Origin of the sequence: Micromonospora sp. NPDC047812 (assembly GCF_040704175.1) — a bacterium.
Taxonomy (GTDB): domain Bacteria; phylum Actinomycetota; class Actinomycetes; order Mycobacteriales; family Micromonosporaceae; genus Micromonospora.
Genome location: NZ_JBEYRY010000002.1, coordinates 1,173,430 through 1,196,536 on the forward strand (window position 1 = coordinate 1,173,430; position 23,107 = coordinate 1,196,536).

Genomic DNA, 23,107 nt, shown 5'->3' on the forward strand with positions numbered 1-23,107 from the left:
CACAACGAACGGGCCGGGGCCCCCCGTGGGTCCCGGCCCGCACGTCGGCGGATCGTCAGTGCTGCGGTCCGCCCTGCTCGCGGCGTCTCGCCTCGTCCTGTCCTCGGTCGGTGCCGTGGTGGGCCCGGTCGGCGGACGCGCCGTTCTTGACCTTGTCGGTGAGGCGGCCCTCGGTGACCCGGTCGAATCTCTCCCGGACGTTCTTCGCCACCTCGTCGAGCCGTTCCTCCGCCTGCTGGGCAACCTTCCTCGCGGCTTCCGTCATGGCTCCCCCTGCCATTGGAGTCCGGATTAAGCTGGTTGGACCTGATTCGCAGATTAGCGGATCCGATGCCTCCCCCGCCGGCAAACCGGCAACCGCGCACGGGTGGAACACCATTGGTGTCATTCGCGGGCGGTTCGGCGACGGCGCACCCGGCGCTGGGTGCCGGGTGCCAGGCGCGGGAGGACCGCCGGGCGGGGGCGGAAAGACGGCCGCGCCCGGCCGCGGGAGGGCGGCCGGGCGCGGTGAGGTGTCGCGTCAGCGCTCGGGGCCCCGGCGGGGACGCCAGACCACCAGCGCGGTGGAGGTGCGGTTGGTCGGCACCAGGTCGCTGCCCGGGAAGCGGGCCAGCGCCTCCAGCTCGGCGATCCGCCGGTACGCGGCGTCCAGCTCCGCCTCCAGCCGGGCCACCCGCTGCTGCGCCTGCTCCAGCAGCCGTTCCAGCCCGATGATCCGCTTGACCCCCGCCAGGTTGATCCCGTCGTCCTGGCTGAGCCGCTGCACCTCGCGCAGCAGCACCACGTCGCGGACGCTGTAGCGGCGTCCGCCACCGGCGGCCCGTCCCGGCTGGACCAGGCCCAGCCGGTCGTACTGGCGCAGGGTCTGCGGGTGCATCCCCGCCATCCGCGCCGCCACCGAGATCATCAGCACCTTGGCCTCGTAGGCAGGGTCACCCGAGCCGACGAACTCGTCCGACATCCCGCTCACCTCCGCGTGCACTCCACCGAGCCGACTGAACACCGGGTCAACTGAATCGACGTACCCGCGCCTCGAGATGTTCCCGGGCGGCCGGCGGGGTCTGCGCGGCGAAGTTCTCCAACGCCGCACGCGCCTCGTCGGACACCTTCGCGGGCACGACCACGTCGAGCGTCACCAACAGGTCGCCCGCCTGGCCGTCCCGGCGGACCACCCCCTTGCCCCGCGCCCGCAGGATCCGGCCGCTCGGCGTGCCCGGTGGCACCCGCAGGGTCACCGCGCCGTCGAGGGTGGGCACCCGCAGGTCCGTGCCGAGCACGGCCTCCGCGAACGTGACCGGCACCGTCAGCGTGAGGTCGTCACCGGTACGCCCGAACAGTTCGTCCGGCCGCACCTTCACGTGTACGAAGAGGTCCCCCGCCGGGCCACCCCGCGCGCCGGGCTCGCCCCGCCCGGCCAGCCGGATCTTCTGGCCGTCCGCCACGCCGGCCGGGAACCGGACGTTCAGCGTGCGGGTCTTGGTGACCCCGCCGGTGCCCTGGCACTCGGGGCACTTCTCGTCCACGACCGTGCCCACGCTCTGGCAGTTGCGGCACGGCTCGGAGAAGCTGAACGACCCCTGGTTGCGGTTGGTCACGCCGGCCCCGTGGCACACCGGGCAGGTGCGCGGCTGGGTGCCGGGCTTGGCCCCGTTGCCGTGGCAGGTGTCGCACACCCCCGGGGCGCGCAGTGTCAGCGGGAGCGTCACCCCGCGTACGGCGTCGCCGAAGTCGAGGGCCACCTCGGCCTCGACGTCCCGCCCCCGGGCCGGGCCACGGGCCGCCGCCCCGCCGGCGGGACCGCCGGCACCGCCCGAGAAGATCGAGCTGAACAGGTCCTGGAAGCCGGCCCCGCCGAAGCGGCGGTCACCGCCCCCACCCGCGGCGCCCCCGAACAGGTCGGAGACGTCGAACGGCACGCCGCCGGGCTGGCCCGGACCACGGGCCCCGCGCCGGAACGCCCCCGAGCCGAACAGCGACCGCAGCTCGTCGTACTCCCGCCGCTTGGCGTCGTCGCCGAGCACGGCGTACGCCTCGGAGGCGGCCTTGAAACGCTCCTCGGCCTTCGGGTCGCCGGGGTTGTGGTCCGGGTGCGAATCCCGGGCCAGTTTCCGGTACGCCTTCTTGACGTCGTCGGCGGTGGCGGCCTTGTCCACGCCCAGCACGGCGTAGAAGTCCTTCTCGATCCAGTCCTTGGAACTCACCGGTCCACCCCCTTCCCTAGCTGGGGACCGACCGTCCCGCCCGCCCTCTGCGGGCGGGCGGGACGGTCCGGTCGTCGTTCCGCACTACTCCGGGTCGGCGACCGCGACCATCGCGGGCCGCAACAGCCGCTCACCGACCTGGTAGCCCCGACGCATCACCTGTACGCAGGTGGGCTCGGTGACGTCGGCCGAGGTCTGGTGGGCGACCGCCTCGTGCCGGGTCGGGTCGAACGGGTCGCCCTGCTCGCCGAACGGGGTCAGCCCGAACTTGCCGAGCGCCGTGGTGAGCTGTTCGGCCACGGTGCCGAACGGCCCGACCAGGTCGCCGTGCTCGCGGGCCCGGTCCAGGTCGTCGAGGATCGGCAGCAGCGCGGCGAGCACCGCGCCGGTCGCCTGCTCGGTGACCAGGCCCTTGTCCCGGTCCACCCGCTTGCGGTAGTTGGCGTACTCCGCCGTCACCCGCTGGAGGTCCCGGGTCCGCTCGTCGAGGTCCTTGCGCAGCGCCTCGAGTTCGGCGCCGAACGCGGTCGGACCGCCGTCGGCCGGCTGCGCCGGGGCGTCCACCACCGGCGGGCCGGTCACCTCGGCCGCCTCGACCTCGATCTCGTCGACGACGACCTCGGACTCCTCGACCAGGCCCTCGGCGGGGGCGTCCGAACCGGCGTCGGCGGCGGCCGGCTCGGACGTCTCGCTGATCTTGCGGTTGTTACGGATGACGACCCGCGGCCCGTCGCCGGCCTGCTCGGCGGGCGCGGAGCCACCCGGCGCCGACCCGGTCGCACCCGGGTCGGCAGCTCGTGGCTTCTCCGTCATGGGGCTACCTCATCCCTCTGCCGTGGTTCCGTGTCCGGGGACGAACCGTCACTTCTTGTCCTTGTCCTCGTCCACGATCTCCGCGTCGACCACGTCGTCCGCGCCGCCGGCCTGCGGGCCACCGGTCGCCCCGGCGCCCGCGGCACCCGCCGCGCCCGGGCCGGCCTCGCCCGGCTGCTCGCCCTGCTGGTTGTAGAGCAGGGAGCCGGCCTGCTGGGAGACCTGCGCCAGCCGCTCGTGGGCCGACTTGATCTTCTCGAGGTCCTGGCCGCCGAGCGCGCCGCGCAGCTCGCCGAGCGCCTCGTTGATCTGGTCACGGGACTCCGAGGGCAGCTTGTCGCCGCTCTCGGCCAGGAACTTCTCGGTCTGCCACTGGAGCGCCTCGGCCAGGTTGCGGGTCTCGGCCTCCTCGCGGCGACGCTTGTCGTCCTCGGCGTGCTCCTCGGCGTCGCGGCGCATGCGCTCGATGTCGTCCTTCGGCAGCGAGGAGCCGCCGGTGATCGTCATCTTCTGTTCCTTGCCGGTGCCGAGGTCCTTGGCGTGGACGTTGACGATGCCGTTGGCGTCGATGTCGAAGGTGACCTCGATCTGCGGCACGCCGCGCGGCGCCGGCGGGAGGCCGGTCAGCTCGAAGGTGCCGAGCTTCTTGTTGTAGGCCGCGATCTCCCGCTCGCCCTGGAACACCTGGATCAGCACCGACGGCTGGTTGTCGTCCGCCGTGGTGAAGACCTCGGAGCGCTTGGTCGGGATGGTGGTGTTGCGCTCGATCAGCTTGGTGAAGATGCCGCCCTTGGTCTCGATGCCCAGGCTCAGCGGGGTCACGTCGAGCAGCAGGACGTCCTTGACCTCGCCCTTGAGCACACCGGCCTGGAGGGCGGCGCCGACGGCGACGACCTCGTCCGGGTTCACGCCCTTGTTGGGCTCCTTGCCGGTGAGCTGCTTGACCAGGTCGGTCACGGCCGGCATCCGGGTCGAGCCGCCGACCAGGATGACGTGCTCCACGTCGGAGACCTTGATGCCGGCGTCCTTCACGGCCTGCTCGAACGGGCCCTTGCAGCGGTCCAGCAGGTCCTGCGTCATGCGCTGGAACTCGGCCCGGCTGAGCGTCACGTCCAGGTGCAGCGGGCCCGCCGCGCCGGCCGTGATGTACGGCAGGTTGATGTTGGTGGTGGTGGCGGCGGACAGCTCGATCTTGGCCTTCTCGGCCGCCTCGCGGAGCCGCTGGAGGGCCATCTTGTCCTGGCCAAGGTCGATGCCGTGCTCGCCACGGAAGGTCTTCACCAGGTGGTCGATGATCCGCTGGTCCCAGTCGTCGCCACCGAGGTTGTTGTCACCGCTGGTCGACTTGACCTCGATGACGCCCTCGGCCAGCTCCAGCAGCGACACGTCGAAGGTGCCGCCACCGAGGTCGAAGACCAGGACGGTCTGCTCCTTGGAGCCCTTGTCCAGCCCGTACGCCAGGGCCGCCGCGGTCGGCTCGTTCACGATCCGCAGCACGTTGAAGCCGGCGATCTCGCCAGCCTCCTTGGTGGCCTGGCGCTGGCCGTCGTTGAAGTAGGCCGGGACGGTGATCACCGCGTCGGTGATCTGCTCGCCCAGGTACGCCTCGGCGTCCCGCTTGAGCTTCATCAGCGTGCGGGCCGAGATCTCCTGCGGGGTGTACTTCTTGCCGTCGATGTCGACGGACCAGTTGGTGCCGATCTCCCGCTTGACCGAGCGGATCGTCCGGTCCGGGTTCGTCACCGCCTGGCGCTTGGCGACCTCACCGACGAGCACCTCGCCGTTGCGGGCGAACGCGACGATCGACGGGGTCGTCCGCGAGCCCTCAGCGTTGGCGATGACGGTGGGCTCACCGCCCTCCAGGACGCTGACGCAGGAGTTCGTCGTGCCGAGGTCGATACCGACCGCACGTGCCATCTTCGCTTCCTCGCTTCATCACGTTGTGGGCAGGTGACGGGCGACGCCCGTCGAGCTGCCCGGCGGGCGTCGCCCGCAGCGACCCCACCACAAGTTGAGTGAACTTGACTCAATAGTGCCACGCCCCGCGAAATCGTCAAGTCGGGGTTGAGTCGACCCGACGCAACCCCAGCTTGATACTGACCGGTTGTCTTCCCTTGCGTCGGTCGGGCACGCTTTAGCGGTGACGACGCACGGCGATCCCGCCAACCCGGCCGGCACGCCCACCGTCGCAGCTCGCACCGGCCCCACGGACGCCGGGGAGGACCGGCCCGCCACCACCGGGGACGACAGCCTGCCCGCCGCACTGGCCGGCCTGCGCGCCGCGATCGGGGCGGCCCGGTTCCCGCTCGCGCTGCCCTCCGCCGAGCCCGCCCGGCGCGCCGGCGGGAGCCTCACCGACCAGCTCGACGACTACCTGCTGCCCCGGCTGCGCCGGCTCGACGCGCCGCTGCTCGTGGTGGTCGGCGGGTCCACCGGCGCGGGCAAGTCCACCCTGGTCAACAGCCTCGTGCAGGCACGGGTGAGCGCCGCCGGGGTGCTCCGCCCGACCACGCGCTCCCCGGTGCTGGTCTGCAACCCGGCCGACTCGGGCTGGTTCCGCCAGGGCGAGCTGCTGCCCGGCCTCACCCGCACCACCGAGCCCAGCGAGGACCCGCGCACCCTGCAACTGGTCACCGCCCCGGCCCTGCCGGCCGGGCTGGCCTTCCTCGACGCCCCCGACATCGACTCCGTCGTCGACGCCAACCGGGCCCTGGCCGGCCAGCTCCTGGCCGCCGCCGACCTCTGGCTCTTCGTCACCACCGCCGCCCGCTACGCCGACGCCGTCCCCTGGGAGCTGCTGCGCAGCGCCCGGGCCCGGGGCGCGGTCATCGCCATGGTGCTGGACCGGGTGCCCCCGGATGCGGCCGACGAGATCGCCGCCCACCTGTCGGAGATGCTCGCCGCGCAGGAGCTGGGGGCGGCCCCGCTCTTCGTGCTGCCCGAGACCTGGGTCGACGGGCAGGGCCTGCTGCCCGAGCGGGTCACCGCGCCGCTCGCCGCCTGGTTCGCCCGGCTGGCCGCCGACGCCGACGCCCGCGCCGCCGTGGTCCGGCAGACCCTGGACGGCGCGCTCGCCGCGCTGCACCCGGCGGTCGAGGGGCTCGCCGACGCCGCCGAGGAGCAGATCGCCGCCGCCGACGCGCTCGACGAGCGGGTGCTGGCCGCGTACCGGGGGGCGCACCGGACCGTCGGGCAGGGGCTGAAGGACGGCCGGCTGCTCCGCGGTGAGGTGCTGGCCCGCTGGCAGGAGTTCGTCGGCACGGGCGAGTTCTTCCGCACCATCGAGGCCCGCATCGGGCGGCTCCGCGACCGGGTGGTGGCGGCGGTCACCGGCCGGCCCGCGCCCGCGTCCGAGCTGCGGGAGGCGATCGAGTCCCAGCTGGTGACCCTGCTGCGGGGCGTCGCCGCCGAGGCGGCCGAGAACGCGTACACCGGGTGGAAGGCCCACCCCGCCGGGGCGGCGCTGCTCGAACCGGAGCTGGCCCACCCCTCCGCCGACCTGTCCGAGCGGGCCGAGCGGCTGGTGCGGGAGTGGCAGCGTGGCGTGCTGGAGCTGGTCCGCGCCGAGGGCGGCGACCGCCGCTTCGTGGCCCGGACGGCCGCGTACGCGGTGAACGCCACCGGGCTCGCCGTCATGATCGCGGTGTTCGCCTCGACGGCGTTCATCCCCACCGGGCTGGAGGTGGCCACCGGGGCCGGCACGACCGTCGCCGCGCAGACCGTGCTCCAGGCGATCTTCGGCGACCAGGCCGTGCGTACGCTGGCCGCCAAGGCCCGGGCCGACCTGCTGGACCGGGTGCGGGCCCTGCTCGACGACGAGGCCGGCCGCTACCTGGACCGCACGGCGCAGGCGCGGCCCGCCGCGCGCACCGCGGAGGCCCTGCGCGGCGCCGCCAACCGGGTGGAGATCGCCCGCAACCGCAGCGACCTCTCCGGCGCGGCCGTCGTGGGCCTGCCCGGCACCGGGGACGGAGGGTCATGACCAACATCGTCGGGCGGATGCGCGAGGCGTTCCGCGGTGACCAGCGGGTGGACGCCGACGCGCTCGTCGCCCGCCTCGACGCCGTACGCCGGTTCCTCACGGTCGTCGACGGCCACCTGCCGGACTCGCAGCTCGTGCCGGCGCACACCCTGGTCGAGCGGGCCGGCACCCGGCTCGCGCTCTCCCGCGACCACACCGTGGTGGCCCTGGCCGGCGCGACCGGCAGCGGCAAGTCCAGCCTGTTCAACGCGCTCGCCCGGATGGAACTCTCCACGGTCGGGGTGCGCCGCCCCACCACCGGCGTCGCCCACGCCTGCGTCTGGGGGCCGCTCGACGGCGGCAACCGCCTGCTCGACTGGGTCGGCGTGCTGCCCCGGCACCGGTTCGTGCGGGAGAGCGTCCTGGACGGCGACGACGAGTCCGCCCTGCACGGGCTGATCCTGCTCGACCTGCCCGACTTCGACTCGGTGCAGCGGTCCCACCGGCTGGAGGTGGACCGGCTGCTCGGCCTGGTCGACCTCGTGGTGTGGGTGGTCGACCCGCAGAAGTACGCCGACCGCGTCATCCACAACAGCTACCTGCGCGAGTTCCACCGGCACCGGGACGTCACCCTGGTCGTGCTCAACCAGGCCGACCGGCTGCCGCCGGCCGAGCTGCCCCGGGTGCTGGCCGACCTGCGCCGGCTGCTCGACGGCGACGGCCTGGACGGCGTACCGCTGCTGGCGACCACCGCCGTCGATCCGGCGGGCATGACCGGGCTGCGGGAGGCGCTGGAACGCACGGTGGCCGAGCGGCAGGCCGCGCTGCGGCGGCTCCGGGGCGACGTGGACGCGGTGGTGGCCGGGCTCGACGAGCTGGTCGGCGACGCCTCGCCGGCCGGCGGGCCGGACGCTGCCGCCGTCACCGCCCTGCACCGGGCGCTCGCCGGTGCCGCCGGGGTGCCGGCGGTCGCCGAGGCGGTCGAGCAGGCGTACCGGCACCGGGGCGCCGCCACCACCGGCTGGCCGCTGGTCCGGGGCTGGCGGCGGCTGCGGCCCGACCCGCTGCGCCGGCTGCACCTGCCCGGCCCGGCCGCCGGCCGCGACGAACCGGCGGAGAGTCTCGTCGCCGCGACCTCGGTACCCGACCCCACCGCGGCACAGCGCGCGGCGCTCGGGCTAGCGATCCGGTCGGTGGCCGACCGGGCCGGGGCGGACCTGCCCGCCGCCTGGCCGGCCGCGGTGACCGCCGCCGCCCGCTCCCACCTCGCCGACCTGCCCGACGCGCTGGACCGGGCGGTGGCCGGCACGGACCTCGGCATGGATCGGCGACCGCTCTGGTGGCGGTTCGTCGGCGGCCTCCAGTGGCTCGTGACCCTGGCCGCGCTGGCCGGGCTGGGTTGGCTGGCGCTCGGCTACGGGCTACGCGCGCTGGGCCTGCCGGCGCTGGAGCACCCGATGGTCGGCGAGGTGCCGCTGCCCACCCTGCTGCTCCTCGGCGGCCTGCTCGCCGGGCTGCTGGTGGCGGCCCTGACCAGGCCGATCGTCCGCTGGGCGGCCCGCCGCGCCCGTCGCCGGGCCGAGCGGCGCCTCACGGACGCGGTGGCGGCGGTCGGCGAGGAGAACGTGCTCGCCCCGGTGCGGACGGTGCTCGCCTCCTACGCCGAGGCCCGTACGGCCCTGGAGGAGGCCGCCGGCCGCTGAGCCGGAAATCCCGTCCCACGGTAACCGCAGGTCGGCGGCGTGGCGCCGCGACGCGGGCCGGACGCTCGGGTCGCTCGTACCGTCCCGGGGCGGGCGGCGGCGTAGGGTCGGTGGATGGGAACGCCTCAGACCCCGTACGACGCGGTGCTGCACGCCGCCCGCGACGTGGCCAAGCTGGACAACGCCCTCGACGCGGAGATGCTCGGCGCGGCCCTGCTGGGCAGCGTCTACTCGGTCGCGGAGACCGAGCGTGACGCCGCCGTCCGGGACTTCGTGGCCGGCTTCCTGGCCGCCACCTCCCGCCGGCGCTCCGCCGCGGCGACCACCATCCGCTCCGTCTTCGCCGCGCTGGTGCCCGACGCCGAGGGCACCGACCGGGTCCGTCCGGGCGCCGCCACCCCCGCCTGGGCCGGCCAGCTCGGCCGCGTGCACCTGACCGGCTGCTGGTCCTACGGCGACGTGTACGGCGACCAGACCTCCTACCTGGCGACCTTCGCCTACGACGACCCGGCCGGCGGTTCGGCGCACGCCGTGGTGACGCTGCTCGACCACAACATCGGCATCACCAAGGACGTCTTCGTCGGCGGGCCGCCCGACCGCATCCTCGACCAGGTCCGGCAGATGTGTGCCGGGGACGAGCTGACCTGGTTCCGCGACGAGGAGCCGGCCCGGATGCGCGCCGAGGTGACCCGCCACCTCGCGATCACCGACGGCCTCACCGAGCTGCCCGGGGAGGGCTCGCTCGCCACCGACCGCGCCCTGCTCGGGGCCCGGCTGGCGCTGCTGCCCCGGGCGGCCGGGGCGGCCCCCGCGCCCGCCGAGCCGCTCTCCGCCGCCGAGCGTACGGATCTGGTCCGCCGGTTCCTCGCCGCGCCGGAGGCGGCCCGGTTCGGCCTGGACACCATCGACGGGGCGGAGCTGGCCTCGCTGCACTTCTGCCTCAGCCTGCTGCTGGACCACGCGGCCAGCTTCCCGGACGCCGACCCGATGCGGTGGAGCCCCACCGTGGCCGGGCTGTTCCTGCTGGACTGGGTGCACCGACGCGCGGTGCTGGACATGGACGACGCCGCGCTGCTGCCCCGGGTGCTGCGCGCCTGGGCCGGGTACGCCGCCCGCAAGCGCGGCCTGCCCGAGCAGGCGGCGGCGCAGATCGACACGGCCATCGAGGAGATGGTGCCGGAGTTCGCCCGCCTCTACAGCACGGGCGAGCGCCGTAGTCCCGCCACCGCCGCCGTCGCCCAGCTGATGGCCGACGGCGTCGACCCCGACGACCCAGCCGCCCTCGACGCGTGGATCGAAGCCAACCGCCACCGCCTCACGGACGACCCCGCCTGACCCACCCGCCCACCCTCCCTTCCCCACCCCACCCCGTCAGTGTCGATCATGCAGTTGTGGTGGGCGAAAGCGGCATTTCGCGGCTTTCGCGGGGCACCACGACTGCATGATCGACGACCTCGTCCGGGGCGTGCGTCATCCGATCCGAGGGGAGGAGGGAGGGGGAGTCAACGGAGGGGGGCGAAGACGAGGGCGGCGACCAGGGCGCCCAGGGCGAGCCCCGCGACCACCTGGGGCACCGTGTGGTCGCGCAGGCGGACCCGGGACCAACCGACCAGCACGAGCAGTGGCGCCGTCGCCAGCAACCCGGCCCCGAACGTGAGCACCAGCACGACCACCGTCCCGGCGGCCACCGCCGAGTGGATCGACATCTTCCACCAGTGACTCACCGCCACGGCGACCACCAGGCCGACGAGCCCGGCCACGGCCAGGGCCAGCACCGGTCGCGGCGCGCCGAGCACGGCGAGCAGGGCCAGCCCGGCGGCGACCGAGCAGAGCCCGAACAGCAGCGGAACCCGGCGCTGCTCGCGGACCCCCACGTGGTGGTCGGTCAGCCGGCCGCGACGCACCCCGCCGAGGATGTACGCGAACGGGATCCCGCTGACGAAGAGCGTGGCCAGCAGTCCCCAGGCCAGCCCGTGCGCGCCCTGGGCGCTGTGCCAGCCGACCGCCAGCGTCAGCGCCGAGACCAGCACCGCGGGCGCCGTCAGCTCGGTCACGAACCGGGCGAGCCGGAGGGTCCGGCCGGGTGGTGGCGTGGCGGCCGGACGGGTCTGGGGTTCCGCGTCCGAACCACCCGTCCCGCTCAGCGCCCCGCCTCTGCGTCCACCCCGGGCCGCCGCCCGGAACCGTTCGTACCCTGGCGCTCCGACCGGGCCGGGGCCCCGCCGTGGATCACCTGCCGTCGACCGTCACCGTACCCGCGGCCGGCCGTCCCGGTGCCCTGTCCCGCCGGGACCGTCGGCCGAACGGGGACCGTCGGAGCGGCCGAGGCCGCCGGGACCGCTCACGGTCCGGCCGGAGTCGGCGGCGGTCGGGCGGGGGTCGGGCGGGGTCGGGCCGGGATCGCCGGCGGTCGGGCCGGGGGCGACGGTCGCGCTGGCGGTCGGGTCGTCCGGCGCCGGGGACGCGCTGGGCGCCGGGGTCGCCGTCGGCTCGGGCGGCGGTAGCGAGAGGCTGCTCGTCGGCTCCACCGACGTCGGCTCGCCGGTCGGCGTGGGTGCCGGGCTCGGACTCGGGCTGGGGCTCGGTGTGGGCTTCGGCGACGGGCTCGGGGATGCCGAAGGCCTCGGCGCCGGGGGCGGCGGGACCGGTCGGCCGCCGGGCCGGGACGGGGGCTTCGGATGCGCCGCCGGGCCGCGCGGCGGTGGCGGGGCCGGCGCCGCGACGATCGGCGTACCCGGGAGGGGCGCGACGGTCCGCCAGTCGCCCGGGTCGGGCGCGGCGGGGGACGGGGTCGACGGGACGACCGGCGGCTGGCCCGTCGCCGGCACCGGGATCACGACGGGGCCGACCGAGGGCGCCGGGAGGAACGGGGTGCTGCCGTCCGGCAGGGCCGTGCTGCCGACGGTGGCGGAGCCGGTGCTGATCGCGGCGAGGATCGGCATCGACGCGGTGCCGGCGAGCAGTGCCACGGTGAACAGGTAGCCCCGGGACGGCCCGCCCGCACCGGGAGCCCGGTGCGCGCCGACCAGCCGGCGGTAGCCGCCGGCGGCGCGGTGCCGGCCGAGGAAGGGAACGGTGGGATCTCGGCCTGGCTCGGACACCACACACCCCTTTTCGTCGACTGCGGCGGTGGACGGACCGGTACGACGACCGGCCCGAGCGCCCGGGGCACCGCCCGGACGCGGGGAAGCGGCAAACCGCCCCGACGCGGACGATCCCGCGCCAATCAGCCTGGACCAGTGACGCTCGGTCGGCCAACCCTGTACAGCGTGTCGACACGCGTATCTGGCCGAACGGTGACGAACCACCGCCGGATCGGCCGCGCGTCGATGCAACGGACAACGGGCGCTCCGTGCGACGAAGCGGGCCACCGCGAGCGCCCGGGACAGGCGCACTGTGGGCGCGCTCACGTGTGATGCGAATATGGACCACGACGGCAACGCAGCCACGACCTCCGCGCACCCTCGCGGCAGGCGCGGCTGGGCGCCGGCGCTCCCGAACCGGGTTCGGCCAGAATCCGGCTCACGCCGCGCGGCAACCCCCACCGGGGCTAGGCGCGGCCGCCAGGAACCCGTCCGGCACCAGCCGGGCAGGCGCACGAGTTGCGCGGCCGGGTGACCCCCCGGTGCCGACGCAGACAGACAGGGAGAGACGGATGGCAAAGGGCGACCCCGGGGTCTCCAGTCGCGGCCGACGAGCCGCACCCCGCTCGAAGAAGGGTGCGACCGGCGACCCGCAGCTGGTGCAGCTGCTCACCCCGGAGGGTGAGCGGATCGAGAGCGCGACCGGCCCGGACGGGACCGAGTACCGCGTCGACTTCACCGACGAGGAGTACCGCGGGCTGTACCGCGACCTCGTGCTGGTCCGAAAGCTCGACGCCGAGGCCACCGCGTTGCAGCGCCAGGGCGAGCTGGGCCTGTGGGCCAGCCTGCTGGGCCAGGAGGCCGCGCAGGTGGGCTCGGGACGCGCGCTGCGTACGCAGGACATGGCCTTCCCGACCTACCGGGAGCACGGCGTCCTCTACTGCCGGGGCATCGACCCGATCATGCCGCTCGGCCTGTTCCGGGGCGTCGACCAGGGCGGCTGGGACCCGAACGAGTTCAAGTTCAACATGTACACGATCGTGATCGGGGCGCAGACCCTGCACGCGACCGGATACGCCATGGGCGTCCACATGGACGGCAAGACCGGGACCGAGGACGGCGAGGCGGTGATCGCCTACTTCGGCGACGGCGCCACCAGCCAGGGCGACGTCAACGAGTCGTTCGTCTGGGCCAGCGTCTTCAACGCCCCGCTGGTGTTCTTCTGCCAGAACAACCAGTACGCCATCTCCGAGCCGCTGGAGCGGCAGACCCGCGTCCCGCTCTACCAGCGGGCCGGTGGCTTCGGCTTCCCCGGCGTCCGGGTGGACGGCAACGACGTGCTCGCGTCGTACGCGGTGACCCGGCACGCGCTGGACAACGCCCGGCTCGGCCAGGGCCCCAGCCTGATCGAGGCCTACACCTACCGGATGGGCGCGCACACCACCTCCGACGACCCGACCCGTTACCGGATCGCCAGCGAGGTCGAGGCCTGGCAGGCGAAGGACCCGATCGCCCGGATGAAGGCGTTCCTGGAGAAGCAGCAGATCGCCGACGCGGACTTCTTCACCGCCGTCGACGAGCAGGCCCGCACCGAGTCGGTGCACCTGCGCGAGCGGGTGCTCGCCATGCCCGACCCCGAGCCGGTGACGATGTTCGACCACGTCTACCCCAACGGATCCCCCGAGCTCGACGAGCAGCGGGCACAGTTCACGAAGTACATGGAGTCGTTCGAGGGGAGCGCCCACTGATGGCCACGGAGACGCTCACCCTCGGCAAGGCCCTCAACACCGGTCTGCGCAGGGCCCTGGAGAACGACCCGAAGGTCGTCATCATGGGCGAGGACGTCGGCAAGCTCGGCGGCGTCTTCCGGATCACCGACGGCCTCCAGAAGGACTTCGGCGACCAGCGGGTGATCGACACGCCGCTCGCCGAGTCCGGCATCATCGGCACCGCGGTCGGCCTGGCCATCCGCGGGTTCCGGCCGGTCTGCGAGATCCAGTTCGACGGTTTCGTCTACCCCGCGTACGACCAGATCGTGTCGCAGGTGGCGAAGATGCACTACCGCTCGCAGGGCAAGGTCCGGATCCCGATGGTCATCCGGATCCCGTTCGGCGGCGGCATCGGCGCGGTCGAGCACCACTCGGAGTCGCCCGAGGCGTACTTCGCCCACACCGCCGGCCTGAAGGTGGTGTCCTGCGCCAACCCGCAGGACGCGTACACGATGATCCAGCAGGCCATCGCGTCGGACGACCCGATCGTGTTCCTGGAGCCGAAGCGGCGCTACTGGGAGAAGGGCCCGGTCGAGCTGGACGCCCCGTTGTCCGGGGCGTACCCGCTGCACTCGTCCCGGGTCGTCCGAACCGGCGCGGACGCCACGGTGCTGGCGTACGGGCCGATGGTGCGGACCTGCCTGGACGCGGCGACCGCCGCCGCCGAGGACGGCCGGGAGCTGGAGGTCATCGACCTGCGCTCGATCTCCCCGCTGGACCTGACCGCCGCGTACGAGTCGGTGAAGCGCACCGGCCGCTGCGTGGTCGTGCACGAGGCCCCGGGCAACCTGGGCCTGGGCTCGGAGATCGCGGCCCGGATCACGGAGGAGTGCTTCTACTCCCTGGAGTCCCCGGTGCTGCGGGTGACCGGCTTCGACACCCCCTACCCGGCCTCCCGGGTGGAGGAGGAGTACCTGCCCGACCTCGACCGGGTGCTCGACGCCGTCGACCGCACCTTCGGCTGGTGAGCGGAATGTCGCGGATCAAGGAGTTCAACCTGCCCGACCTGGGCGAGGGCCTGACCGAGGGTGAGATCCTCGCGTGGCTGGTCAAGGTCGGTGACGTCATCGAGCTGAACCAGCCGATCGTCGAGGTCGAGACGGCCAAGGCGGCCGTCGAGATCCCGGCGAAGTGGGCCGGCCAGGTGCAGGCGATCTTCCACCCGGAGGGGAGCACGGTCGAGGTCGGCACGCCGATCATCGCGATCGACACCGACCCGGGCGCCGGGCCGATCGAGGAGTCGACGACCGGTGCGCCGGCTTCCGCCCTGCCCACCCCGTCGGCGGCGTCGCTGGCCGCGGTCGAGGTGGCGCCGGCCGAGGGCGCGGTCGAGCCGGGCCTGATCGGCGGTCCCGCCCCGGGTGGGCGTACCGCCGTGCTGGTCGGCTACGGCCCGCGGAACACGGCGGCCAAGCGGCGCCCGCGCAGGGGCGACACCCCGGTGCCGGCCCAGCCGGCGGCGCCGGTCGCGCCGGTCGCGCCGGCGTCGCCCGCCCCGCTGGCCACCGCGCCGTCGAACGGTCACGGTCCGACCGGTGGGCCGGTGCTGGCCAAGCCGCCGGTACGCAAGCTCGCCAAGGACCTCGGCGTCGACCTGTCCACGCTGACCGGGTCGGGCCCGCTGGGTTCGATCACCCGGGAGGACGTACAGCGGGCGGCGAGCGGGACCACGGCGGCGGCCGAGCCGCTCGCGGTGTCGGCCCCGGCCACGGCGGCGGCGAGCTTCGGCGCCGACCGCGAGCAGCGCATCCCCGTCAAGGGGGTACGCAAGCTCACCGCCGAGAACATGTCCCGCTCGGCGTTCACCGCGCCGCACGTCACGGAGTTCCTCACCGTGGACGTGACCCGGGCGATGAAGGCCCTGGACCGGCTCCGCAACCGGCGGGAGTGGCGCGACGTGCGGGTCTCGCCGCTGCTGCTGGTGGCCAAGGCGGTGCTGCTGGCCGTCAAGCGCCACCCGATGGTCAACTCGACCTGGGCCGGCGACGAGATCGTCGTCAAGGACTACGTCAACCTGGGCATCGCGGCGGCCACCGAGCGCGGGCTGATCGTGCCGAACATCAAGGACGCCGGCCGGCTCTCGTTGCGCGAGCTGGCGGACGCGATGACCGACCTGGTGCAGACGGCCAAGGCCGGGAAGACCTCGCCGGCCGACATGTCCGGCGGCACGCTGACGATCACCAACGTCGGCGTGTTCGGGGTGGACACCGGTACGCCGATCCTGCCCCCGGGCGAGTCGGCGATCCTGGCCTTCGGCGCGGTCCGCGAGATGCCCTGGGTGCACAAGGGCAAGGTGCGGCCGCGTCAGGTCACCACGCTGGGCCTCTCCTTCGACCACCGGATCATCGACGGTGAACTCGGCTCGAAGTTCCTGCGCGACATCGGGGACTTCCTGGCCGACCCGGAGGCGGCGCTGCTCGCCTGGACCTGACGGTCTGACGCCAGCCGAACGGCCGGTGTGCGACGGGTTGACGCCCGGCACACCGGCCGTGTCCGTTGGGGAACGAAACCGTTGGTCACCCACCCTCCACACCTTCGATTGTTCGGCCAGTGTCCCAGCTCACCTAACAATCGATGGAAGTTGCGCCCGTCTTGGGGTTCAATGGAAGACATCAAGGGGCTGACAACCGAATAGCCAGGAGGAGAGACCCATGAGCATGATCGAGCGAATCCGCAACCGTCGCGACGCCAACCGCCGCGCCCGTGCCATCGAGCACGCGCTGCGCTCCGCCAACTCGCCCGCGGTCCGCGAAGAGATCCTCGCCATCGCCCAGCGTCACATGAGCTGACGCCCGGAACCTCTCTCACCTCCTCCAGATCGATGACCCGCCCGGTCCGCCCGGGCGGGTCTTCGGCGTTTCGCAGCGGTTGACACCGGGATTCCACCTCGCCCCAGCGCCCGGTACGGTGGGCTTCGGTCGTCGCCCGCCGACCCGGAGCAGTCGAGTCGATAGAAGCCGCTCGACACCGTCCGGCCACGGGGAGTGACGACCGTGCTCCCCGGGCGCCCTCGGGCGGTCACCGGATACGGTGCGGGGAGCCGGCACGGCCGGTACACCGGCGACGCCGGCCACCCTGCCGAGAAGACCGATCGGCAGTGGCGGCCGACAGGTGATGGAGGAGGCGCACGCATGACGTCCGAGGGCACGCACCACCCCGGCCAGCAGCCGGACGAGGTGTCGCCGGGCGCCGGCGGACCGGCGCCGTACGGCGACCGCCCGGCACAGCAGGACAACGGATACGGCGCCGGCGCCCCGGATCTGGGCTGGGCACCCCCGCCCCCGTCGGGGCGAGCGAACCCGCCCGCCTGGGGCGCGCAGGGTGAGCAGCAGCAGGCCCCCGCGTGGGCCACCCAGGCGCCGCAGCAGACCGACCAGGCCCAGCCCGGCCAGTGGGGACCGGCCGGCGCATCGCCGCAGCCGGCGTGGCCGGGCGCGCAGGAGCAGGCCGGCCCGGCCTGGGCCGCCGCCGCCCCGCAGCAGCCCCAGCCGCCGCACGCCGCTCCGGAGCAGCCCGCCTGGGGATCGGCCGAGCAGGCGCCCCCCACCTGGGGGGCGCAGCCCGAGCCCGCCGCCCGCGGCGCCGCACGGGTCCCGCAGCCCGCCCCCGCCGCAGCCCCCGCACCCCAGCCCTGGCCCGCCCAGGACGACCCCAGCCGCTCCGGCGGCTGGGTCGGCGGCCAGCAGCAGCAGGACGAGCAGGCCCGTCCCGGCGACTGGGCCGACGGTGTCACCCCGGACGACCGGCCCCCGCAGGGCGACTGGGCCGCGCAGCAGGACGACCCGAACCGCTCCGCCGGCAGCCAGCAGCAGGACGACCCCAACCGCTCCGGCGGCTGGGCCGGCGGCCAGCAGCAGGACGACCCGAACCGCTCCGGCGGCTGGGCCGGCGCCGCGCAGCAGCAGGACGAGCAGCCCGCCTGGGGATCGGCCGAGCAGGCGTCCCCCACCTGGGCGCAGCCCGAGCCCGCCGCCCGCGGCGCCGCTCGCGTCCCGCAGCCCGCCCCGGTCCCCGCACCCGCTCCCGCCCCGGCCCCCGCACCCCAGCCCTGGCCGGCCCAGGACGACCCCTCCCGCTCCGGCGGCTGGAACGCCGAGTCCCCTCAGGACCCCGCCAACGGCTGGCCCCCCGGGCAGCAGCAGGACGACCCCAACCGCCCCGGTGGCTGGGCCGGCACCGAGCAGCAGCAGGGCGAGCAGCCCGGCTGGGACGCCGGTGCGGAGCAGCCTCCGGGTGGCGCCTGGACCGCCTCCCGCGACGACGCGCCCCGGGACGACCAGCCCCAGGGCGACGAGTGGCCCGCCCGGGACGAGCGCTCCGCACGGGGCGCCGCGTCCGTGCCCCCGATGCCCGACGACCGGGACGCGAACGGCTGGGGCGCCGCGCAGCCCACCTCCACCCCGCCCGGCAGGGCCTCCGTCCCGGTGCCCGGCGACGGCGGGCCGAAGCCGTGGGGTCCCGCTCCGGAGAGCCCGCCGCAGTGGGCCGGCAACGCTGCCGAGCGCCCGGCCGTACCGGATGTCGAGCCGTGGTCGGCGGACGAGGTGTGGGGTCGCGCGGAGGCGAGCGAGCCGGCCCAGGCCCGCGCCGGCAACGGCTGGGAGCCGGAGCGGGCCGAGGAGCCCCCGATCTACCAGCCCGCACCGGGGCCCGGCATCTCGCCGGCCAACGCCGTGCCGCTTCCGCCGCAGGAGCAGCGGGTGCCCGGTGCCAGCCTGGCCTCCGCCCCGCCGGCCGACTACGCGCCGCCGGCCCAGTTCGCCCCCGAGCAGCCCGGCCGGGACGGCGGCCTGCCGGCGTACGAGCAGGAGCAGCCGGCTTGGGCCCAGGCCGGCTCCCGGCACGACGAGCCGCAGTCGCCCGCCGGTCCGGTGGTCCCCGCACCGCGCACCTCGCCGGAGGTGGGCGGGCGGGCGGCCGTACCGTCGCCGGAGGGTGCCGAACCGGCCGCTGGCAGCGTCTCGGCGAGCGCCTCGGTGCCGCTGGCCAGCCGGGTGATGCCGCCGACCGACCAGGCCCTCCGCCCGGGTGGTGCGCCCGCGCCGCAGCCCCGGGTGTACGGCCGACCGGCCCGCCCTGAGCCGGCGGACGAGCCGGAGCAGGAGGACCCGCGCGGGCACCGGCCGGACCACGCGCCGGCGCCCAGCTTCGACCAGGGCCCGGACCCGCGCTTCGGCCAGGGGCCGGACCCGCGCTTCGAGCAGGGGCCGGATCCGCGCTTCCAGCAGGGGCCGGACCCGCGCTTCGACCAGGAGCCGCGCTTCGGCCAGGGCCAGGACAACCGGTTCGACCAGGGCCCCGAGGGACGGTTCGACCAGGGCCCGGACAACCGGTTCGACCAGGGCCCGGATGGCCGCTTCGACGACCGGGACCGGGCGCCGAGCGGGACCGCCGTCTTCGGCGCGGTCTCCCCGGTGGCGCCCGCCTCGCCGGCCGCGCCTCCGGCCTTCCCGCCGGGCGTGCCGTCCTTCGTCGACGCGCCGGCCAGCAACCGACCGGTGAACGGGGTCCGCCCGCACGACGGCGCGGACCGCCCCGCCGACCCCTTCGGTACGCCGGCAGCCGGCGGCCCGGCACCCGGCTACGGTGCCGCCCCGACGGCCGAGCCCCCGCCGGGTGGCGCGTTCCCGCCGGCGTTCCCACCGCCTCCGCAGCAGCCCGGCCCCTGGGACCAGGGCGGCCCGGAGCAGGATCAGAACCGCTTCGACTCGTTCAAGCCGATCGCGGAGCCGAAGACCGAGGCCCCCACGCCCAAGATCCGCAACGGCCGGGTGCTCGCCGCGGTGCTCGTCGCGGCGGTGCTCATCCTGGCGGTGCCGCTGGGCCTGCTCATGCTGCTCGGCAAGGTCGGCGGCGAGGACCCGGCCCCGGCGTTCGACCCGGCGGTCGGCAGCTGCGTCAAGAAGTCGGGCGAGGCGGCGGCGGCGGCGGAGTGCGGTGAGGCGGGTGCCTTCACCGTGGTCTCCAAGGTGGACGCGAAGGACAAGTGCGCCGACCCGACCCAGCCGCACGTGGTGCTCAAGGGCGGCGGGGCGAACCGCGTGCTCTGCCTCAAGCCGGCAGGTCAGTAACCGACGAAGCGGCGGCGGGGCCACGGGAGACCGTGGCCCCGCCGTCGTCGTTCCGGCCGGCGGTGCCGTGGAACGGATGCGAAGAACGACAGTGCCCGTGGTACGGCAACGGAAAGCGCCCGCCAACGGAATCGGGGACGGGCGCTTTCGGGAGTCTGGTCGGTCAGGACCGTTCGGCGACCCGGGCGTCCGTCCACAAAGCCTCGAAGTGCTCCAGGTAGCGGTCGAACGCGCCGCCGGCACCACGACGGCGCAGGTGCAGGGTCACCGAGTCCTGCCCCAGCCCGGCACCGATATGCGTCGCCACGATCGCCTCATCGTCGAAGATCCAGACCGACATTGCGACATGCCGGTCGGTCAGGCGGGTCGGCAAGTTCTCTGGTGACTTCGCGATCTCCGCCTGCGTCGTGGCGATACGGGTGGCGAGAGTGAGCGGCGTGTCTTCGATCCGCTCCCGACTGGTGGTGACCGAACTGGCCGGGTCGCCCAACAGAAAGCGAACGTCGGCGCCCTCGCGCACCTTGGTGCCGAGGGTGACAGCCGCGTTCGGCACCTCCAACCAGACGAAGTAGCTGGTGTATCCGCCGAACCATAGTCGCTTGCGGGCCTGCCCGATCAGTTCACCGAACAGGGGGCGCGGAAGCTCGGACCGGCGCGGGTAGACGCCCACGATTTCGCGGTCTGCCCCTAGCTTGACCGCGCGGCGAACAACATCAGGCCACAGCACATCTACATCCTTACCCAGCACCGAGGCAACACGCACTCGTGATCGAGGGTGGGGAACGCGACCGCGGCTGATCCACCGCTCGACGGTCTTCGCGTCCACATCGCACTTGGCGGCGAGGTCGGCGATCGTCAGGCCCGCCACGGTCAGGGCCTCGCGTAGCGCTTCGTTCCTGGGCACAACAGGGGACCTTTCCTAGACGTCCCCCGATGGCCTCATGGCAGCGGTTCAACCGTCCGTAACTGACTGGAAGCGTTTCGCAGTGCACGCCGTGAGCTGGTGAGGCGATGAAGGCCCGCCTGTCACGCTGCGGGGTCGCCCTGGCGAGCAGCCGGGGCGGCCCCTTCCACCAACCCGCCGGACGAGGGGGAGCCATGCCCGAGCAGAGGTCGAAGCCGACACCCGCGCCGAGGAGCGATCCGCCGCCGGCCCGCCCGGTCGTCCCGGGGCCGATCGGTCCCTTCATCCCGCCGTACCGGGGCCCAGGCCGCGTGCGCGACGTCGTCCCCGTCGCGCTGGTCCGCCTTGAGTGGGTCGTCACCGCGCCGCCCCCGGCCGGGCCTGCCCTCTCCCGCCAGCTACCGGCCCGCCCCCGCACGGCGGTGGGCTGATGGTGCACGTCCGCGCCCACGTCCCCAGCCGGCCCACCTGGCGGTGCGGCGCCTGCGGGGTGGCGTGGCCCTGCTCGACGGCGAAGCTCCTCCTGCCCGCGAGGTACCGCGAGAACCGCGACGCACTGCTGGTCCACCTCGCCGAGCTGTGCGAGGAGGCCGCCGCGCAACTCGCCGAGTTGGACCACGGCAGCCCGCCGGCGGACCTGACGGCGCGCTTCACCGGCTGGGCCCGCGCCCGCTAGCCCGGCACGCCGCTGTCGTCCGGGTCACGGAGCCCGGCCCGGCCCAGCGCGACATGGCAGGCTGACAACCATGGGAACGACACCGCGCGTACGTGCCCCCGAGCTGCGGGGCCGGCAGTGGCTCAACACGGGTGGACGAGAGCTGAAGCTGTCCGATCTGCGGGGCAAGATCGTAATCGCTGACTTCTGGACCTTCTGCTGCATCAACTGCCTGCACGTGCTCGATGAGCTGCGCCCGCTGGAGGAGAAGTACGGCGACGTGCTCGTCGTGATCGGCGTGCACTCGCCGAAGTTCGAGCACGAGAAGGACCCGGACGCGCTGGCCGCCGCCGTGGAGCGGTACGGCGTCCACCACCCGGTGCTCGACGACCCCGAGCTGGACATGTGGCAGCAGTACGCCGCCCGCGCCTGGCCCACCCTGTCGGTGATCGACCCCGAGGGCTACGTGGTGGCGACGATGGCCGGCGAGGGTCACGCCGAAGGGCTCGCCCGCCTCATCGACGACCTGATCGCCACCCACGAGGCGAAGGGCACCCTGCACCGGGGCGACGGTCCGTACGTCCCGCCCGCCGAGCCGGAGACCACGCTGCGCTTCCCGGGCAAGGCGGTGCTGCTGGGGAACGGCAACCTGCTGGTGTCCGACTCGGCCCGGCACTCGCTGGCGGAACTGGCCCCCGACGGCGAGACGCTGGTCCGGCGGATCGGCGCGGGCAGCCGGGGCCGGGTCGACGGTCCGGCCGGGGCGGCCACCTTCTCCGAGCCGCAGGGGTTGTGCCTGCTGCCGGCGCACACCGCCGAGGTGGCCGGTTACGACCTCGTCGTCGCCGACACGGTCAACCACCTGCTGCGCGGTGTACGGCTGGCGGACGGCGAGGTGGTGACGGTCGCCGGCACCGGCCGGCAGTGGCGTTCCACGGTCGACGACCACGCGCACGACGCGCTCTCGGTCGACCTCTCCTCCCCCTGGGACCTGGCCTGGTACGACGACAAGGTCGTCATCGCGATGGCCGGCATCCACCAGCTCTGGTGGTTCGACCCGGTGAAGCGCACCGCCGGCATGTACGCGGGCACCACCGTCGAGGCCCTGCGCGACGGCCCGCTGGCCGAGGCGTGGATGGCGCAGCCGTCCGGCCTCTCCGTCTCCGCCGACGGCGTCCGGCTCTGGGTGGCCGACAGCGAGACCAGCGCGATCCGGTACGTCGAGGACGACGTCATGGGCACCGCCGTCGGGCAGGGGCTCTTCGACTTCGGGCACGTCGACGGGCCGGCGTCGGAGGCGCTGCTCCAGCACCCGCTGGGGGTGTTGGCGCTGCCGGACGGCTCGGTGCTGGTGGCCGACACGTACAACGGGGCGGTCCGCCGCTTCGACCCGGAGAGCGACTGGGTCTCGACGGTCGCCGACGGGCTCGCCGAGCCGAGCGACCTGGTGCTCACCCCGTCCGGCGAGGTCCTGGTGGTGGAGTCCGCCGCGCACCGGCTGACCCGGCTGGCGCCCGGCGCGCTCTCGGCGGCCGGCGCGAGCACCGTCGACGGTCCCCGGCACCGCACCGAGCGCAAGCCCACCGACGTGGCGGCCGGCGAGGTGACCCTGGACGTGATCTTCACGCCCGCGCCGGGGCAGAAGCTCGACGAGACGTACGGCCCGTCGACGCGGCTGGTGGTGTCGGCGTCGCCGCCGGAGCTGCTGGTGGAGGGGGCGGGGACCGGCACCGAGCTGTCCCGCCGGCTGGTGGTCGACGGCACGGTGGCCGGCGGGGTGCTCCAGGTGACCGCCCAGGCGGCGACCTGCGACGCGGACGTCGAGCACGCGGCCTGCCACCTCACCCGGCAGGACTGGGGCGTCCCGGTCCGGGTGGTCGACGGCGGCGCCGCGCGGCTTCCGCTGGTGCTGCGCGGCCTGGACGACGCCTGACGCCGGTCGCGGTC

General features: G+C 74.5%; 18 protein-coding genes. 10 read left to right on the forward strand and 8 right to left on the reverse strand.

Annotated elements, in window-relative coordinates; all coding sequences use genetic code 11:
- Positions 1 to 55: 55 nt before the first annotated feature.
- The 5 genes from AB0883_RS13285 to dnaK all read right to left on the reverse strand — a co-directional run bounded on the left by AB0883_RS13285 (position 56) and on the right by dnaK (position 4,931).
- The gene (locus AB0883_RS13285; protein WP_366641402.1) at positions 56 to 265 is read right to left on the reverse strand and encodes a hypothetical protein; all 210 of its coding nucleotides are present in this window, start codon (positions 263 to 265) and stop codon (positions 56 to 58) included.
- 255 nt (positions 266 to 520) lie between these two features.
- Positions 521 to 961 carry a helix-turn-helix transcriptional regulator gene (locus AB0883_RS13290; RefSeq protein ID WP_121399143.1) on the reverse strand — a complete coding sequence of 147 codons (441 nt, stop codon included), beginning with the start codon at positions 959 to 961 and terminating at the stop codon, positions 521 to 523.
- A 46-nt stretch (positions 962 to 1,007) separates the two neighbouring features.
- Positions 1,008 to 2,201, reverse strand: coding sequence for a molecular chaperone DnaJ (gene dnaJ, locus AB0883_RS13295; protein ID WP_366641403.1), 1,194 nt, complete (start codon positions 2,199 to 2,201; stop codon positions 1,008 to 1,010).
- Positions 2,202 to 2,285: 84 nt separating this feature from the next.
- Positions 2,286 to 3,014 (reverse strand): nucleotide exchange factor GrpE, encoded by a 729-nt coding sequence (gene grpE / locus AB0883_RS13300; protein ID WP_121397284.1) that lies wholly within the window; start codon positions 3,012 to 3,014, stop codon positions 2,286 to 2,288.
- A gap of 48 nt (positions 3,015 to 3,062) precedes the next feature.
- The gene (gene dnaK, locus AB0883_RS13305; RefSeq protein WP_366641404.1) at positions 3,063 to 4,931 is read right to left on the reverse strand and encodes a molecular chaperone DnaK; all 1,869 of its coding nucleotides are present in this window, start codon (positions 4,929 to 4,931) and stop codon (positions 3,063 to 3,065) included.
- Positions 4,932 to 5,154: 223 nt separating this feature from the next.
- On the opposite strand from dnaK, the gene AB0883_RS13310 reads away from it, so the two are divergent.
- The 3 genes from AB0883_RS13310 to AB0883_RS13320 all read left to right on the forward strand — a co-directional run bounded on the left by AB0883_RS13310 (position 5,155) and on the right by AB0883_RS13320 (position 10,013).
- Positions 5,155 to 6,996, forward strand: a complete 1,842-nt coding sequence (locus AB0883_RS13310; protein WP_366641405.1) for a GTPase domain-containing protein — start codon at positions 5,155 to 5,157, stop codon at positions 6,994 to 6,996.
- Positions 6,993 to 8,678, forward strand: coding sequence for a GTPase (locus AB0883_RS13315; RefSeq protein ID WP_366641406.1), 1,686 nt, complete (start codon positions 6,993 to 6,995; stop codon positions 8,676 to 8,678). Before AB0883_RS13310 ends, AB0883_RS13315 begins: the two co-directional genes overlap by 4 nt.
- A gap of 114 nt (positions 8,679 to 8,792) precedes the next feature.
- On the forward strand, positions 8,793 to 10,013 hold the full coding sequence (locus AB0883_RS13320; protein ID WP_366641407.1) for a hypothetical protein: 1,221 nt from the start codon (positions 8,793 to 8,795) through the stop codon (positions 10,011 to 10,013).
- 167 nt (positions 10,014 to 10,180) lie between these two features.
- Here the strand turns inward: AB0883_RS13320 and AB0883_RS13325 are convergent, their stop codons facing one another.
- Both AB0883_RS13325 and AB0883_RS13330 read right to left on the reverse strand, forming a co-directional pair.
- Positions 10,181 to 10,732: a phosphatase PAP2 family protein gene (locus AB0883_RS13325; RefSeq protein WP_366641408.1), complete on the reverse strand. Its 552-nt coding sequence runs from the start codon at positions 10,730 to 10,732 to the stop codon at positions 10,181 to 10,183.
- Positions 10,733 to 10,924: 192 nt separating this feature from the next.
- A complete protein-coding gene (locus AB0883_RS13330) occupies positions 10,925 to 11,779 on the reverse strand; it encodes a hypothetical protein (protein WP_366641409.1) in 855 nt (284 codons plus the stop codon).
- A gap of 554 nt (positions 11,780 to 12,333) precedes the next feature.
- Between AB0883_RS13330 and pdhA the strand changes: the two genes are divergently transcribed.
- The 5 genes from pdhA (at position 12,334) to AB0883_RS13355 (ending at position 19,601) form a co-directional block, all read left to right on the forward strand.
- Positions 12,334 to 13,509 carry a pyruvate dehydrogenase (acetyl-transferring) E1 component subunit alpha gene (gene pdhA / locus AB0883_RS13335; protein ID WP_366641410.1) on the forward strand — a complete coding sequence of 392 codons (1,176 nt, stop codon included), beginning with the start codon at positions 12,334 to 12,336 and terminating at the stop codon, positions 13,507 to 13,509.
- Complete coding sequence (locus tag AB0883_RS13340) at positions 13,509 to 14,498, forward strand: alpha-ketoacid dehydrogenase subunit beta (protein WP_366641411.1); 990 nt, start codon at positions 13,509 to 13,511, stop codon at positions 14,496 to 14,498. The genes pdhA and AB0883_RS13340 overlap by 1 nt, the downstream gene beginning before the upstream one ends.
- A 5-nt stretch (positions 14,499 to 14,503) precedes the next feature.
- Positions 14,504 to 15,961: a dihydrolipoamide acetyltransferase family protein gene (locus AB0883_RS13345; protein WP_366641731.1), complete on the forward strand. Its 1,458-nt coding sequence runs from the start codon at positions 14,504 to 14,506 to the stop codon at positions 15,959 to 15,961.
- Positions 15,962 to 16,181: 220 nt separating this feature from the next.
- Positions 16,182 to 16,319, forward strand: a complete 138-nt coding sequence (locus tag AB0883_RS13350; protein WP_165947779.1) for a hypothetical protein — start codon at positions 16,182 to 16,184, stop codon at positions 16,317 to 16,319.
- Between the two features lie 342 nt (positions 16,320 to 16,661).
- Complete coding sequence (locus AB0883_RS13355; protein WP_366641412.1) at positions 16,662 to 19,601, forward strand: hypothetical protein; 2,940 nt, start codon at positions 16,662 to 16,664, stop codon at positions 19,599 to 19,601.
- A gap of 163 nt (positions 19,602 to 19,764) precedes the next feature.
- Here the strand turns inward: AB0883_RS13355 and AB0883_RS13360 are convergent, their stop codons facing one another.
- A complete protein-coding gene (locus AB0883_RS13360) occupies positions 19,765 to 20,505 on the reverse strand; it encodes a helix-turn-helix transcriptional regulator (protein WP_366641413.1) in 741 nt (246 codons plus the stop codon).
- Positions 20,506 to 20,935: 430 nt separating this feature from the next.
- On the opposite strand from AB0883_RS13360, the gene AB0883_RS13365 reads away from it, so the two are divergent.
- Entirely contained in the window at positions 20,936 to 21,181 is a 246-nt protein-coding gene (locus AB0883_RS13365; RefSeq protein WP_366641414.1) for a flavin reductase, read from the forward strand.
- Between the two features lie 70 nt (positions 21,182 to 21,251).
- Entirely contained in the window at positions 21,252 to 23,093 is a 1,842-nt protein-coding gene (locus AB0883_RS13370; RefSeq protein ID WP_366641415.1) for an NHL domain-containing thioredoxin family protein, read from the forward strand.
- The last annotated feature ends 14 nt before the right edge of the window (positions 23,094 to 23,107 follow it).